General features: G+C 73.6%; 11 protein-coding genes. 5 read left to right on the forward strand and 6 right to left on the reverse strand.

The annotated features are described in order from the left end of the window. Nucleotides 1–53: 53 nt before the first annotated feature. Nucleotides 54–1274 carry an acetyl-CoA C-acetyltransferase gene (locus tag AR3_RS26735; RefSeq protein WP_067918070.1) on the reverse strand — a complete coding sequence of 407 codons (1221 nt, stop codon included), beginning with the start codon at nt 1272–1274 and terminating at the stop codon, nt 54–56. A 140-nt stretch (nt 1275–1414) separates the two neighbouring features. Beyond that, nucleotides 1415–2452, reverse strand: a complete 1038-nt coding sequence (locus tag AR3_RS26740; RefSeq protein WP_067918072.1) for an SGNH/GDSL hydrolase family protein — start codon at nt 2450–2452, stop codon at nt 1415–1417. 174 nt (nt 2453–2626) lie between these two features. Here AR3_RS26740 and AR3_RS26745 point away from each other — a divergent pair, with 174 nt between their 5' ends. After that, complete coding sequence (locus AR3_RS26745) at nt 2627–3994, forward strand: cystathionine beta-synthase (RefSeq protein ID WP_067918073.1); 1368 nt, start codon at nt 2627–2629, stop codon at nt 3992–3994. A gap of 234 nt (nt 3995–4228) precedes the next feature. On the opposite strand, the gene AR3_RS26750 is transcribed toward AR3_RS26745, so the two are convergent. Further along, nucleotides 4229–6382, reverse strand: a complete 2154-nt coding sequence (locus AR3_RS26750; protein WP_067918074.1) for an MMPL family transporter — start codon at nt 6380–6382, stop codon at nt 4229–4231. A gap of 235 nt (nt 6383–6617) precedes the next feature. On the opposite strand from AR3_RS26750, the gene AR3_RS26755 reads away from it, so the two are divergent. Further along, nucleotides 6618–7766 carry a cystathionine gamma-synthase gene (locus AR3_RS26755; RefSeq protein ID WP_067918092.1) on the forward strand — a complete coding sequence of 383 codons (1149 nt, stop codon included), beginning with the start codon at nt 6618–6620 and terminating at the stop codon, nt 7764–7766. A 101-nt stretch (nt 7767–7867) separates the two neighbouring features. Next, nucleotides 7868–8983, forward strand: a complete 1116-nt coding sequence (locus tag AR3_RS26760) for an alpha/beta hydrolase (protein WP_227022949.1) — start codon at nt 7868–7870, stop codon at nt 8981–8983. A gap of 47 nt (nt 8984–9030) precedes the next feature. Here the strand turns inward: AR3_RS26760 and AR3_RS26765 are convergent, their stop codons facing one another. From AR3_RS26765 to AR3_RS26775, 3 genes are read right to left on the reverse strand one after another with little or no spacing between them, the layout of a single operon-like run. Further along, entirely contained in the window at nt 9031–9573 is a 543-nt protein-coding gene (locus AR3_RS26765) for a hypothetical protein (protein ID WP_067918075.1), read from the reverse strand. Between the two features lie 26 nt (nt 9574–9599). Beyond that, nucleotides 9600–11567 carry a vWA domain-containing protein gene (locus AR3_RS26770; protein WP_067918076.1) on the reverse strand — a complete coding sequence of 656 codons (1968 nt, stop codon included), beginning with the start codon at nt 11565–11567 and terminating at the stop codon, nt 9600–9602. Nucleotides 11568–11592: 25 nt separating this feature from the next. After that, on the reverse strand, nt 11593–13047 hold the full coding sequence (locus AR3_RS26775) for a sigma 54-interacting transcriptional regulator (RefSeq protein ID WP_067918078.1): 1455 nt from the start codon (nt 13045–13047) through the stop codon (nt 11593–11595). Between the two features lie 160 nt (nt 13048–13207). Between AR3_RS26775 and AR3_RS26780 the strand changes: the two genes are divergently transcribed. After that, the gene (locus AR3_RS26780) at nt 13208–14371 is read left to right on the forward strand and encodes an FIST signal transduction protein (protein ID WP_067918080.1); all 1164 of its coding nucleotides are present in this window, start codon (nt 13208–13210) and stop codon (nt 14369–14371) included. Next, nucleotides 14364–15097 (forward strand): ROK family protein (locus AR3_RS26785; RefSeq protein ID WP_245637931.1); only part of this gene is annotated, 734 nt, incomplete at its 3' end. The genes AR3_RS26780 and AR3_RS26785, both read left to right, overlap by 8 nt.

Raw genomic sequence — 15097 nt, forward strand, 5'->3', positions numbered from 1 at the left:
CGCGGACGGGCGCCGCGCGCCGCCGGATCGTTCGCGGCCCGCGGCCGGCGGGCTCAGGACAGCCGCTCGAGCACCATCGCCATGCCCTGGCCCCCGCCCACGCACATGGTCTCCAGGCCGAACTGCTTGTCGTGGAAGCGCAGGGAGTTGATCAGGGTGGAGGTGATGCGGGCGCCCGTCATGCCGAACGGGTGGCCGACCGCGATGGCCCCGCCGTTGACGTTCAGCTTGTCCAGGTCGATGCCGAGGTCCTCGGCGCACGGCAGCACCTGCGCGGCGAACGCCTCGTTGATCTCCACCAGGTCGATGTCGTCGATCGTCATGCCCGCCCGCGCCAGCGCCCGGCGGGACGCCTCGACCGGGCCCAGCCCCATGATCTCGGGGGAGAGCGCGGACACGCCGGTGGACACGATCCGGGCCAGCGGGGTGATGCCCAGCTCGGCGGCCTTGGTGTCGCTCATGACGATCACGGCGGCGGCCCCGTCGTTGAGCGGGCAGCAGTTGCCCGGGGTGACCGTGCCGTCGGGGCGGAACGACGGCTTCAGCGCCGCCACCTTCTCGTACGTGGTGCCGAGACGCGGGCCGTCGTCCTTGTCCACCACGGTGCCGTCGGGCAGGGTGACCGGGGTGATGTCGGTGGCCCAGAAGCCGTTGGCGATGGCCTTCTCGGCGAGGTTCTGCGAGCGGACGCCGAACTCGTCCTGCGCCTTGCGGGAGACGCCGCGCAGCTGGGCGACGTTCTCGGCGGTCTGCCCCATGGCGATGTAGATGTCGGGGATCTTCCCGTCCTCGCGCGGGTCGCGCCAGACGTCCGCGCCGCCCTCGGCGCGCTTGGCGGAGCGCTCCACCGCCTCGTCGAAGATCGGGTTGCGGGTGTCGGGCAGGCCGTCGCTGCTGCCCTTGGCGAACCGGGACACCATCTCCACGCCCGCCGAGATGATGACGTCGGCCTCGCCCGCCTTGATGGCGTGGAAGGCCATCCGGGTGGTCTGCAGCGACGACGAGCAGTACCGAGTGATCGTGGCGCCGGGCACCCGGTCCCAGCCGAGCAGCACCGCCACCACGCGGGCCATGTTGTAGCCCTGCTCGCCGCCGGGCAGGCCGCAGCCGAGCAGCAGGTCGTCGACCTGGTCCGGGTCCAGCTGCGGCACCTTGGCCATGGCCGCCTTGATCATCTCGGCGGTGAGGTCGTCGGGACGCAGTTCCTTCAGGGACCCCTTGAAGGCGCGTCCGATGGGGGAGCGCGCGGTCGCGACGATGACAGCCTCGGGCATTGCGGATCTCCTCGTCTCAGCGGCCGATGCCGGTCGTTACCCGCTGGTCACGTGCAATGTAACAGGCCTCGATCCGCCGTCCGAACGCGGCTCTAATCCCGGGCGACCAGGTCAGGCGGCGCCTGACCTGGTCCACCGCATCAGGCGACGCCGGGCTTGACCGCCGCGGGTCCGCCGGACTCCTCGGCCGCCTGGGGCACCTGGCGGCGCCGCAGCAGGGTGACCCAGCGGCCCCGGGGGCCGCGCTCGCGGCCCTCGACCCGGGTGCCCGCGACCTCGGTCCCGGGCTCCTCGGCCGCCTCGGCGGCGGCCAGGTAGACGGGCAGGACGCCCCGGCCGCGCCGCACGTCGGGCAGCACCTCGGGTTCGGGCTCCAGCCCCAGGGCGGCGGCCATCGACGGCAGCACGGCGGCGGCCGCCGCGGCGTAGCCTCGGGCGGACGGGTGGTAGCGGTCCGCGCTGAACATCTCGCGCGGGTCGGCCTCGAACTCGCGGGCGAGCAGGTCGCCCAGCGACACGGTCCGCCCGCCGCGCTCCACCACGGCGATGGTCTGCGCGGCGGCGAGCTGGCGGCTGGCGCGCCGGGCGATCCACCGCAGCGGCTGCATCACCGGCTGCACCGTGCCCAGGTCGGGGCAGGTGCCGACGACCACCTTGCAGTTCGCGGCGTGCAGCCGCTCCACGGCCGCGGCCAGGTGCCGCACCGACTCGGCCGCGGGCACGCGGGCGGTGACGTCGTTGGCGCCGATCATGATCACGGCGATGTCGGGACGGGCGGCCAACGCCTTGTCCACCTGGCCGTGCAGCGCCTCGGAACGGGCGCCCGACAGCGCCACGTTCGTCAACCGCACCGGACGCCCGGCAATCGACGACAGGCCCGCGGCCAGCAGCGCCCCCGGCGTCTCGTCGGGTTCGTGGACGCCCAGCCCCGCCGCGGTGGAGTCGCCCAGCATCACGAACGACAGCGGCTCCGCCGATGCCTCGGCGTTCGCCGCACCGCCCCCGTACAGGCCGTCGGCGACCGGCGGGTCGCCGTTGGGCCTGGCCTGAATGATCCGGCGGGCGAGCTTGGCCTCGACGACGATGAGTGCGAAGGTCAAGCCGCCCAGGGCGGTGAGGCCCCCGCCCCCGTAGGCGGCCGCCGTCGCGATCCGGCGTGCCGTCAACGCTCTGAGCATCGTACGTTAACCCTCCGTAACTGGCGGGCGCGTCCGGGTCACCGGAACGTGCCCGTCGCCGTCTTACTGGGCTACCGTCAAGAATTGGAATCTATCCGAAGCCACATCCCTGCCCCGGGCGGCACACGCTGGTTGAACAGGGATGTGACGAAGTGATTCGACAAGGATGTCGCGGTGCAGGTACACGATTCGCTGGTCGAGTTGATGGGCGACACCCCGCTCGTCCGGCTGCGGAAAGTCACCGCCGGGCTGCGCCCACAGGTGCTGGCCAAGGTGGAGTACTTCAATCCCGGCGGCTCGGTGAAGGACCGCATCGCGGTCCGGATGATCGAGGCCGCCGAGAAGTCCGGCAAGCTGCGGCCGGGCGGCACGATCGTCGAGCCGACCTCCGGCAACACCGGGGTGGGGCTGGCCATCGTCGCGCAGGAACGCGGCTACCGCTGCGTCTTCGTGTGCCCGGACAAGGTCGCCAAGGACAAGCTGGACGTGCTGCGCGCGTACGGCGCGGAGGTCGTGGTGTGCCCGACCGCGGTGCCGCCCGAGCACCCCGAGTCGTACTACTCGGTGTCGGACCGGCTGGCCGCGGAGATCCCCGGGGCCTGGAAGCCGAACCAGTACGTCAACCCGGACAACCCGCGCTCGCACTACGAGACCACCGGCCCGGAGATCTGGGAGCAGACCGACGGGCGGATCACGCACTTCGTCGCGGGCATCGGCACCGGCGGCACGATCAGCGGCGCCGGCCGCTTCCTCAAGGAGGCCTCCGGCGGACGGGTCAAGGTGATCGGCGCCGACCCCGAGGGCTCGGTGTACTCGGGCGGGACCGGCCGCCCCTACCTGGTCGAGGGCGTCGGCGAGGACATCTGGCCGGAGACCTACGACCGGACGATCTGCGACCAGGTCATCGCGATCTCCGACAAGGAGTCGTTCACCATGACCCGGCGGCTGGCCCGCGAGGAGGCGCTGCTGGTCGGCGGGTCCTGCGGGATGGCGGTGGCGGCCGCGCTGCGGGTCGCCGCCGAGGCCGACGAGGACGCGGTGATCGTGGTGCTGCTGCCCGACGGCGGCCGCGGCTACCTCTCGAAGATCTTCAACGACGACTGGATGGCGGACTACGGCTTCCTCACCCCCTCCACCGAGGAGGCCCGGGTGGGCGAGGTGCTGAACCGCAAGGGCGGGCAGCTGCCCGAGTTCGTGCACGTCCACCCGCACGAGACCGTGGAGACCGCGATCTCGATCATGCGGGAGTACGAGGTGTCGCAGCTCCCGGTGATGAAGGAGGAGCCGCCGGTCATGGCGGCCGAGGTGGTCGGCTCGGTGGCCGAGCGGGACCTGCTGGACGTGCTGGTGCGCGACCGCGGCTCGCTCGGCGACAGCGTGGACAAGCACATGTCCGCGCCGCTGCCGACGGTCGGGTCCGGCGAGCCGGTGAGCAAGGCCGTGGAGGTCATGGAGAAGGCGGGCGCGCTGGTCGTCCTCGTCGACGGCAAGCCCAAGGGCCTGCTCACCCGCCAGGACCTGCTCGCCTTCCTCGCGAGCTGAGCCGTCGCCCGGCGGCGTCCCCGATGCGCGGGGCCGCGCCGGCGCACGGAACGACGAAGCGCCGGGCCCCGCGCGGGGCTCCGGCGCTTCGTTCCTTCCCCGGGTGTTGGGCCGCGGCCCGCCGGCGGTGTGGGCGGCTTGGTCGACCGGCGATCCGCGGCCCAACGTCTCTCACGGTCACGGGGCCGGGCCCCGGGCCGAGACGGCCCGGGGCGGGCCGCCGGGCGGGGGCCGCTAGGCGCGGGCCCCGCTTCCGGCGAACTCCTCCTCCGGGTCGGCCTTCCCGGCGGGGACGGGACGCGCCCGGTACCCCGGCCACCAGGCCCGATGGCCGATCAGCGCGGTGACGCCCGGCACGAGGAAGACCGACATCACGAAGGCCGACAGGGCGATGCCCATGGCGATCGAGAAGCCCATCTGCTGGAGCATCGACACCTCGGCGACCAGCATCACCGAGAACGTCCCGGCCAGGATCAGTCCCGCCGCGGCGACCGTGGGGCCGCCGTGCTGCACCGCCAGGGCGGCGGCGCCGCGCGGATCGCGGCCCTCCTTGGCCTCCTCCCGCAGCCGCGCGGTCATCAGGATGTTGTAGTCGGTCCCGATGGCCAGCACGAACAGGTACAGCATGATCGGCAGGTGGAAGATCTCGCCGGCCTGCCCCAGGAGGCCCTGGAAGACGTACACCGCGGCGCCCATGGTGGCGGCGAAGCCGAGCAGCACCGCCGGCACCAGGTACAGCGGGGCGACCACCGAGCGCAGCAGGAGCAGCAGGATCAGCGCGATCAGCACCCCCGCCACCGGCAGGATCACCGACAGGTCGCGGTTGACGACCTTGTTGATGTCGCCGTAGATGGCGGTCTCGCCGCCCACGAGCATGCGGGTGCCCTCCGGAGTGATCTTGTGGGCGGCGGGCCGCAGCTCGTCCTTGACCAGGTTGATCGAGTCGTTGGAGACGGGGTTCTGCTTGAGCAGCAGGTCCACCTGGACGACCTTGCCGTCCGGGGAGGGCTGGGCGGGCTGCACGCCGCCCACGCCGGGCAGCGACCGGGCCTGCTGCCGGAAGGACTCGATCGTCTGCTTGGGGATGGGCTGCCCGTTCTCGGACTGCAGGTAGACCTGGACGGGCTTGGTCAGGCCGGCCGGGAAGGCGCTCTGCATCTCCTTCATGGCCCGCGCGGACTCGGTGTTGTCCGGGAAGCTGGCCTGGAAGTCGTAGTCGGACTTGAAGCCGACCGCCCCGACCGCCAGGGCGGCCAGCAGCGCGCCGGAGACGAGCGCGACCAGCGCCGGGCGCCGGCCGACCAGCCGGCCGAGACCGGCGGAGACGCGGGCCCGCGGCTGCCGCTTCCACGACTTGGACGGCCAGAACACCGCCGGGCCCAGCAGCGACACGATCGCCGGGAACACCGTCAGCGACGTGATGCCCATGACCAGCACGCCGATGGCCAGCGACGGGCCCCACGCGGCGAAGATGCCGAACGAGGCGAGCATCAGCACCAGGAAGGTCACCGCGATCGCGGCCGCGGCGGAGGCGATGACCTCGCCGACCCGCTCCATCGCGACGACCATCGCGGTCTTCTTGTCGTCGCCGGCGCGCAGCCGCTCCCGGTACCGGAACAGGACGAACAGGTAGTAGTCGGCGCCGATGCCGAACAGCACGATCGTCATGATGATCTGCAGGCTGTCGTCGCCGGTGAAGTCCAGCAGCCGGGAGGCCGCGCCGATGAGGCCGTTCGCCATGGCCTCGGTCAGCATGATCACGATGATCGGCAGCACCGCCGCGATCGGCGCCCGGAAGATCAGCAGGATCAACCCGATGATCAGCACGAACGTGCCGACGCTCACCAGGACCAGCGAGGTTTGGAAGGAGTCCTCGTTGTCGGTGAACGTGGCGACGTCACCGCCGACCTTGGCGGTGAGCCCGGATCCCAGCACGCCCGGCAGGTCCTTGCGGATGTCCTTGACCGCCTCGCTCTGCTTGGTCTGCTCCTCCGGGCTCATCCCCTTCATGGGGACGGTGATCAACTGAAGGTCCCGCTTGGGGGCCATCGTCTGCGGGCCGGTCAGGAACCCTTGGACGGTCGGGTACTTCTTGGCGGTCAGCGCCTGCGCGGCCTGGGAGATCTTGGCGCTGTCGGCCGCGGTGAGCTGCCCGCCGTCGGACCGCTTGACCACGATGAGGGTGGTGGCGTCGGCCTGCTGCGGGAACGCCTTCTTGGCCAGCTCGGCGGCCTGCACGGCCTCGTAGGAGGACGGCAGGAACTCGCCCTGATCGGATTCGGTCTTCAGCGTCGGGGACAGGAAGACGATGGCGACCCAGGCCACCGCCCATGTCAGGAGCGTCAGCCACGGGTGTTTGACCACCACGCGGGCCAGGCGTGCGAACATGCGCGTTCCTTCGACTGGGGGAAAGCGGAGCTGGGCGAGCACGCGGCTCGCCGAGCCGGGCCCCGTCCGGTGTGCCGGGGGCGTCGGACGGGATCGGTCAGCCTCTCTGGATACGCTTCAACCGTAAAGATCGCTCCTTGAGAAGTGTTCAACCCCCGAGGCGAATTGGGCGGTGATACCTGCGGGGGACCTCCTCCTCCCGAAGGAGTGGCCGAGGGCGGATAGCCTCGTGCTCATGGACGACGAGGTTCACCAGGGATTCGAGACGCTGGCCATTCACGCCGGGCAGGAGCCCGACCCGGCGACGGGGGCGGTCGTGCCCCCGATTTACCAGGTCTCGACGTACAAGCAGGACGGCATCGGGGGGCTGCGCGGCGGCTACGAGTACTCCCGTTCGGCCAACCCGACCCGTACCGCGCTGGAAGTATGCCTGGCCGCGCTGGAAGGGGGAGCCAGGGGGCTGGCGTTCGCCTCCGGGCTGGCCGCCGAGGACACCCTCCTGCGGACCGTGTGCGCGCCGGGCGACCACGCAGTCATCCCCGGTGACGCCTACGGAGGGACGTACCGGCTGTTCGCCAAGGTGCTCGAGCGCTGGGGCCTGGCGTACGACCCGGTGCCCCTCGACGACGTGGCGGCGGTGCGCGCCGCCGTCCGTCCCGAAACGAAGATCATCTGGGTGGAGACGCCGACCAACCCGCTGCTCGGCGTGGCCGACATCGCCGCGCTGGCCGGCGTCGCGCACGAGGCCGGGGCGCTGCTGGTGGTCGACAACACCTTCGCCTCGCCCTACCTGCAGCGTCCGCTGACGCTGGGCGCCGACGTGGTCGTCCACTCCACCACCAAGTACCTGGGCGGCCACTCCGACGTGGTCGGCGGCGCGCTGGTGACGGCCGACGCCGAGCTGGGCGAGCGGCTGGCGTTCCACCAGAACGCCATGGGCGCGGTGGCCGGGCCGTTCGACGCCTGGCTGACGCTGCGGGGGATCAAGACGCTGGCGGTGCGGATGGACCGGCACTGCGCCAACGCCGCCGCCGTGGTCGACATGCTCACCGCGCACCCGGCGGTCGAGCAGGTGCTCTACCCCGGGCTGCCCGACCACCCCGGTCACGAGGTCGCCGCCAAGCAGATGCGCGCCTTCGGCGGCATGGTGTCGTTCCGGATGGGCTCGGAGGAGGCCGCCGTCCGGGTGTGCGAGCGGACGAAGCTGTTCACGCTCGGCGAGTCGCTCGGCGGAGTGGAGTCGCTGATCGAGCACCCGGCGCGGATGACCCACGCGTCGGCCGCCGGGTCGCCGCTGGAGGTCCCGGCCGACCTGGTGCGGCTGTCGGTCGGCATCGAGGACGTCGCGGACCTGCTGGACGATCTGCGGCGGGCGCTGGACTGACGGGCGCTGGACTGACGGGCGCCGTCCCGCATTGGCCCGCCGCCGCGCGCAAGCGCTTTATATGATGTGCGCACCAAGATCTCTTAAAGAAAGGGTCCGGGGTGCGCAAGGCATTGGTGAGCGGGGCCGCGTTCGCGGCGACCTGCGTCGCTGCCGTCGCCGTTCCGGGCGGGGCGGCCGAGGCCGCCGCGCCGACGCCGCCGCCCGGCGGATCGGCCACGGTGGAGGCGCCCCCCTCCGGGTCGCCCGCGGTGCCCTCGCCGCCCGAGTCCGGCGTGTCCGGGTCGTCGGCGCCGTCGCAGCCCGCGGACTCGCCGGAGGCGGCGGCCTCCGCGGACACCGACACCGACTCGGTGACGTCTGCGCGCGCGGTGATGGTGACGCCCACGCCGCCGCGCACGGCCACCTACGCCTACGGGCCCGCCCCGCGCCAGCGCCTCGACGCCTACTGGCGGCCGTCGTCGGCCTCCGGTCAGGCGGCGGGGACCCAGCGGCGGCGGCAGGCCGAGCGGCCGCGCCCGGGCGTGCTGCTGCTGCACGGCGGCTACTGGCTCGAGGGCGACAAGAGCGGCTGGAAGTACTTCGCGCGCCGCCTGACCACGCAGGGGTACGCGGTCTTCGCCGCCAACTACCGGCTGGCGCAGACCGCCGCCTGGCCCGCCCAGCGCGACGACGCCGAGGCCGCGCTCGCCTACGTCAAGCGCAACGCCCGGCGCTGGAACGTCGACCCGGACAACATCGTGGTGATCGGCTCGTCGGCGGGCGGGCTGCTGGCCAGCCAGCTCGGCGCCCACGGCGACGGCGCGCGCCGCGTCCGCGGGGTGGTCGCGCTGTCCCCCGTCAACACGCCCTACCTGGCCTACCAGGTCGGCGGCGGGCCGACCGCCTCGCCCGGCCAGCGCAAGCTGCGCCGCGCGGTGGTCACCCTGCTGGGCTGCCGCCCCGGTCCGGAGAACCCCGCCTGCTGGCCGAAGGTGGACGACTCCAGCGCGGCCGCGCACGCCTCGGCGGGCGACGCGCCCATGCTGCTCATGCACGGCTCCGACGAGTTCGTCCCGCGGACGCAGAGCACCGGTCTGGCCGGGGCGCTGAACCGCGCGGGCGTGCCCGCCACGGTGGCCACGGTGCCGGGCCGCATGCACGGGCTCGAGCTGATGAACGACCCGAGCGTCTACCCGCGGATCCTGTCCTTCCTCAAGGACCGGACGGCGCGCTGAGCCGGCGCGGCCGGGCGCCGCCCGGCCGCGACGTCAGCCGTTCCGGATCATCCGTTCCAGATCATCAGGACGAGGATCACCAGCCAGAGCAGCGCCACCACGCCGGAGAGCGCGGCGATGCGGCCGCGTTCGACCTGCGCCACGTGCTCGAACGGCGCGGCGTCCGCCTGGCCGGTCTTCGTCCCGGAGCCGCCCGCGTCGGCGTCCCGCGCGGCCTGGGCCTCGCCGGCCTCCTCCGCGGGCGCCGCCGACGCCGCCCCCTCGGCCCGCGCCAGCTCCAGCGCGTGCGCCGCCTTGCGCTGGTCGCGCTCGACCAGCAGCAACAGCACCAGGGCCACGACGAACAGCGTCATGGACGCCGACAGCCACATCTGGTCGAACCGGCCCTTGGCCAGGAAGAGCCCGAACAGGAAGATCCCCAGCGAGCCCAGCCCGTAGATGCGGGTGATCCGGATCAGGTAGCGCAGCACCACCACGTCGCCCTTGCGGATGTAGCGCGGGCTGGCCATGGTGGCGGCGGTCAGCGGCCCCAACGTGAAGATCGCGAACCCGATGTGGAGGAAGAGCAGCAGCCGGTCGGTCGTCGACATGGCTCAGACACTAGTACGGGGCCCTCTCAGCGGCGCCGGCGGCGCACCCGCAGGTAGTCGCTGACCACGTACTCGCCGAGCCGGTCGGCGTCGGGGGCGAACACCCGGCCGCCGTTGCGCCGGGCGACCTCCTCCACGAACGACACCAGGCGGCGGTCCTCGGCCAGCATGAACACGTTGAGGCTGGCGCCGCGCCGGGTCATCTTGTCGACCTCGGCCAGGGTCAGCACCAGGGTCTCCGGGGACGGCGGGTAGTCGAACAGCGACCGGCCGTCCGGGCGCAGGTGGGCGGTCGGCTCCCCGTCGGTGACCACCAGCACGATCGGCTCGAAGTCGGGATGCCGGTCCAGATGGCGGCCCGCGATCATGAGCGCGTGGTGCAGGTTGGTGCCCTGCACCATGTCCCAGTCGAGCCCGGCCATCTCGGCGGGGTGCAGCACCCGGGCGTAGTTGGAGAACCCGATGATCTGGATCGCGTCCTGCGGGTACTTGGTGGTCACCAGGGTGTGCAGGGCCAGGGTGGTCTGCTTGGCCGCCGCCCAGGTGCCGCGCAGCACCATCGAGTACGACAGGTCGACCAGCAGGCACACCGCGGCGGCGGTGCGGCGCTCGGTCTCCTGCACCTCGAAGTCGTCGACGTGCAGCCGCACGCCGCGGCCCGGCGCGGCGCCCTCCATGGCGCTGCGGCGGATCGCGTTGCTCACCGTGCGGACGACGTCGAGGGGCTGCTCGTCGCCGAACCGCCACGGCCGGCTGGAGCCGGTCAGCTCTCCGGCCTGCCCGGCGTCGCGCTGGTCGTGGTCGCCCTGCCGGCCGGAGGAGAGCCGGGCGAACACGCGGCGCAGCGCCGTCTCGCCGAGGCGGCGCACCGCCTTGGGGGTCAGCTCCAGGCCGCCGCGGCGGCGCTGCAGGTAGCCCTGGCGCTCCAGCTCCGCCTCGATGCGGCGCAGCTGGGCCAGGTCGTCGACGGCCTGGCGGCCCAGCGCGCGGCGGACCGCCTCCTCGTCGATGTCGTCGAGCCGCGCGCCCGGGTAGTCCTGGGCGAGGGCGGCCTCCAGGTCGGCCAGGTCGGCCAGCTCGGCGAGCGCGGTGGTGGCGTCGCCCATGCCGAGCGGGTCCTGCCCGGTCATCTGCTCCTGCCCGCTCCAGGCCAGGTCGGGCCGGCGGGCGCGCAGCGCGTCGGTCAGCCGGGTCATCTCCAGGGCCAGGCCCGCGTCCCGCATGACCTGGTCCATCAGCCCGGCCAGCTCGGCGCGCTGCTCGGGCGTCAGCGAGTCCAGCAGGCGCTGCATGGCGGCGGCGCGGCGGGCCAGCTGGTCGACGAGCTCCTCGAGGTTCTTCGGGTTCTCCGGGAAGAAGTCCCCGTACTCCCGCATGAACCGGTCGAAGTCCTCCTGGGTGTGCTCGCCCCGGGCGTCCTTGTCGAGCATGTCGTTCAGCGCGGCCATCATGTCCTTGACGCGCCGCAGGGCCTGCGGGTCCTGGCCGGCGAGGGCCTGCTTCATGCCCTGGAACTGGGCGTCCAGCACCTCGCGCCGCAGCAGGTCCTTGATCTGCTCGTAGGTGGCGCGGGCCGCGTCCGACCGCCAGTCGTAGTCGGCCAGCCGCCGCACCGCCTGCGCCGTGTCGGACGGCAGGGCGTCCAGCTCGGCCTCGCGCAGCCGGGCCTCGTCGCTCGGGTCGGGGAACAGCGCGGCCCGCTCCTGCCCGATCGCGGTGTCCAGCAGCGCGCGGACCTGCTCCAGGGTGCCGTCCAGGCGGCCCCGCCGGCGCAGCTCCCGGCGCCGCCGCCGCACCTCCCGCAGCAGGTCGTCCAGCCCGCGGCGGCCCTGCGCGCCCGGCAGGCCGCGCCGCAGCAGCTCGCGCAGCGCCTCCTCGGGCCGGGTGCCCTCCAGCACCGAGTCGCCGATCGCGTCCAGCGCGGCCCGCACATCGTACGGCGGGGCCAGCGGGTCGGGCCCGCCCTGGTAGGCCCCGTACCGGTAGCGGCTCATCGAACCCCCAGGCTCTCGGGGACGGTCACGTGCGGTACGTGGCGGTGCCGTCGCCGCGTCCGGGCGCGGTCTCCTTGGACAGGCGGCGGGTGAGGAACAGCCCCTCCAGGACGAACTCCAGCGCCGAGGCCGCCTGCCCCGGCGACTCCCCGGTCATGCCGAGCCGCTCCATGATCTTGGCCAGGCCGGGCACGTGGCCGATGCGGCGCAGCAGCTCGGCGGCGGGCACCAGCTCGCCGGACTCCACGCTCTGCCCGGCGTCGAACTTCTCCAGCAGCCCGGACAGGTCGGCGCCGCCGAGGGCGCGCCGCCAGGTCTCGGCGATCGCCCGGCGCAGCAGGTGCTCCAGCACCTCCTGCTCGCGGCCCTCCTCGCTGACCTCGAACTCCACCTTGCCCATCAGCGCCGGGACGATGGCGGGCAGGTCGCACACCCGGGCCACGGCGTGCTCCTCCCCGGTCAGCGCGGCGCGCCGCACCGCCCCGGCGGCCACGGTCTCCGCGCCTGCCAGCGCGAACCGCGCCGACACCCCGGACCGGGCGTCCACCGCGGTCGACTCGCGCACCAGCCGGGTGAACCGGGCCACGACCTCCAGCAGGTGGGCCGGCACCTCGGCGGGCAGCTCGGCCGCCGCCGCGGACAGCGGCGAGCCGTCCCCGACGAAGAAGTCGAAGTCGGCCTCCTGCCGGATCAGCTCCAGCTCGGTGTCCAGCTCCAGCGGGTAGTGGGTGCGGATCTCGGCGCCGAACCGGTCCTTCAGCGGCGTGATGATGCGGCCGCGGTTGGTGTAGTCCTCGGGGTTGGCGCTGGCCACCAGCAGGATGTCCAGCGGCAGCCGCAGCGCGTAGCCGCGGACCTGCACGTCGCGCTCCTCGAGCACGTTGAGCAGCGACACCTGGATGCGCTCGGCCAGGTCGGGCAGCTCGTTGATGCAGAAGATGCCCCGGTTGGTGCGCGGCACCAGGCCGAAGTGGACCGTCTCGGGGTCGCCCAGCGTGCGGCCCTCGGCCACCTTGATCGGGTCGACGTCGCCGATCAGGTCGCCGACGCCGGTGTCGGGGGTGGCCAGCTTCTCCCCGTACCGCTCGTCGCGGTGCTTCCAGGTGACGGGCAGGTCGTCGCCCAGCTCGTCGGCGAGGCGGCGGCAGCGCACGCACACCGGAGCGTACGGGTGGTCGTTGATCTCGCAGCCGGCGACGACCGGGGTCCACTCGTCCAGCAGGCCCGACAGGGTCCGGATCAGCCGCGTCTTGCCCTGCCCGCGCTCGCCGAGCAGCACCATGTCGTGCCCGGCCAGCAGGGCCCGCTCCACGTGCGGCAGCACGGTGTCGTCGAACCCGACGATGCCCGGGAAGCGCGGCTCGCCCGAGCGGAGCCGGGCGAGCAGGTTCTTGCGGATCTCGGCCTTCACCGACCGGTGGACGTGGCCGCTCTCCCGCAGCCCGCCCCGCGTGGTGTCTGGTGGTGTGGAAGGACGCACGCGATCGACACTACGTCGCGGACGCGCGCCGTCGCACCCCCGAAACAGGGGTTGGGAACGCGGGCGGGCGCGGGGGAGACTGGAAGGGTGAACGCACGACGGTGCGGGAACCCCGGACACTGGGACACGCGGGACGCCGCGGACGAGGGAGGGGGCGCCGATGACGCGCGTCGGTGACGGGCTGGCCGTGGGCGCCGACCTGGCGGCCGCCGCCGAGTCGGCGGTCGAGCAGGCGATCGCCCCGCTGAGCCGCCGCCCGGACCTGCTGTGCCTGTTCGTGTCCGGGCTGGACCCGAACGAGGTCGAGGAGGCCGCGCGCCGGGCGATGCGGGGCGCGGGCGCCCGCGTCGCCGTGGGCTGCAGCGCCACCGGGGTGATCGGCGGCGGCCGGGGGGTGGAGGACGAGCAGGCCGTCAGCGCGTGGGCGGCCGAGCTGCCGGGGGCGCGGCTGGAGCCGTTCCGGCTGGAGACGCTCCGGGCCGAGGACCGCCTGGTCGTGGTCGGCATGCCGGAGACCCGCGACGACGACGTGGTCGGCGTGCTGCTGGCCGACCCGTACTCCTTCCCCGTCGACGCGTTCGTGGAACGGTCCGCGGAGGCCCTGCCCGGGCTGCCGCTGATCGGCGGCATGGCCGACGGCGGCGGCCGCGGCGCGACCCGGCTGTTCGTCGACGGCCAGGTGCACGACTCGGGCGCGGTCGGGGTGGTGCTCGGCGGGCCGGTGTCCGCGGCGACCGTGGTCAGCCAGGGCGCCCGGCCGATCGGCCCGGACATGGTGGTGACCCGCGCCGACGACAACCTGGTGTACGAGCTGGCGGGCACCCCGGCGCTGGACAAACTGGAGCAGATCGTGCTCGGCCTGCCCGAGGAGGAGCAGGAGCTGGCCGGGCGCGGCCTGCTGATCGGCCTGGCCATGGACGAGTACGCCGACGAGCACGAGTACGGCGACTTCCTGGTGCGCGGGGTGGTGGGCGCCGACACCGACAGCGGCGCCATCGCCATCGGCGACGTGGTCGAGGTCGGCCGCACCGTGCGGTTCCAGGTGCGGGACGCGGGGGCCGCCGACCAGGACCTCGCGGACCTGCTGGAACGGTTCGACCTGCACCCGGTGGAGGGGGCGCTGCTGTTCTCCTGCAACGGGCGGGGCCGGGCGATGTTCCCCGACTCCGACCACGACGCCAAGATGCTGACCCGCGCGTTCGGATCCGCGGGCGTCAGCGGGTTCTTCGCCGCCGGGGAGATCGGCCCGGTCGCCGGGCGCAACCACGTGCACGGCTTCACCGCGTCGATCCTGGCGTTCGGCCCTTCCGGGGCCGGTGACTGAGCCGGTGACCGGGCGGGCGGGCGAGCGGGCCGACGCGCCGACGGTCCTGGCCGTCGACATCGGCGGCACGAAGATCGCCGCGGCCGTGGTGGACGGCGACGGCCGCATCGTCGCGGACCGCCGCACGCCCACCCTGGCCCAGGAGAGCCCCGAGGTGCTGTGGAAGGCGCTGGCGGACCTGCTGGACGCCGTGCACGCCGACGCGGGCGCCCCGCCGCTCGCCGGGGTGGGGGTGGGCTGCGTCGGCCCCATGACCTGGCCGGACGGCGAGGTGTCGCCGTTGAACGTCCCGGCCTGGCGGCGGTTCCCGCTGCGCCGGCGGCTGCGCGAACGCTACCCCGGGCTGCCGGTACGTGTGCACAACGACGCGGTGTGCGTCGCGGTCGGCGAGCACTGGCGGGGCGCCGGACGGGGCCGCGACAACGTCCTCGGCATGGTGGTGTCGACGGGCGTCGGCGGCGGACTGGTGCTCGGCGGCCGCCTCGTGGACGGGGCGTCCGGCAACGCCGGGCACGTCGGTCACATCGTCGTCGAGCCCGACGGGCCGCCGTGCCCGTGCGGGGGACGCGGGTGCCTGGAGGCCGTGGCGAGCGGCCCGTCCCTGGTCCGCTGGGCCCGGGAGCGGGGCTGGCGCCCGGACGACCCCGACGCCACGAGCGCCGACCTGGCCGCCGACGCGCGCGCCGGGCACCGCGTGGCCGCGGCGGCGCTGCGGCGCGCGGGCCG

It is taken from the genome of Actinomadura rubrobrunea NBRC 15275 (assembly GCF_001552235.1).
Lineage (GTDB): Bacteria > Actinomycetota > Actinomycetes > Streptosporangiales > Streptosporangiaceae > Spirillospora > Spirillospora viridilutea.

What these genes read in the sequence shown, in the direction of transcription:
- AR3_RS26735 (WP_067918070.1), bottom strand. Translation starts at nt 1,274, where the DNA reads ATGCCCGAGGCTGTCATCGTCGCGACCGCGCGCTCCCCCATCGGACGC.
- AR3_RS26740 (WP_067918072.1), bottom strand. Translation starts at nt 2,452, where the DNA reads ATGCTCAGAGCGTTGACGGCACGCCGGATCGCGACGGCGGCCGCCTAC.
- AR3_RS26750 (WP_067918074.1), bottom strand. Translation starts at nt 6,382, where the DNA reads ATGTTCGCACGCCTGGCCCGCGTGGTGGTCAAACACCCGTGGCTGACG.
- AR3_RS26755 (WP_067918092.1), top strand. Translation starts at nt 6,618, where the DNA reads ATGGACGACGAGGTTCACCAGGGATTCGAGACGCTGGCCATTCACGCC.
- AR3_RS26765 (WP_067918075.1), bottom strand. Translation starts at nt 9,573, where the DNA reads ATGTCGACGACCGACCGGCTGCTGCTCTTCCTCCACATCGGGTTCGCG.
- AR3_RS26770 (WP_067918076.1), bottom strand. Translation starts at nt 11,567, where the DNA reads ATGAGCCGCTACCGGTACGGGGCCTACCAGGGCGGGCCCGACCCGCTG.
- AR3_RS26780 (WP_067918080.1), top strand. Translation starts at nt 13,208, where the DNA reads ATGACGCGCGTCGGTGACGGGCTGGCCGTGGGCGCCGACCTGGCGGCC.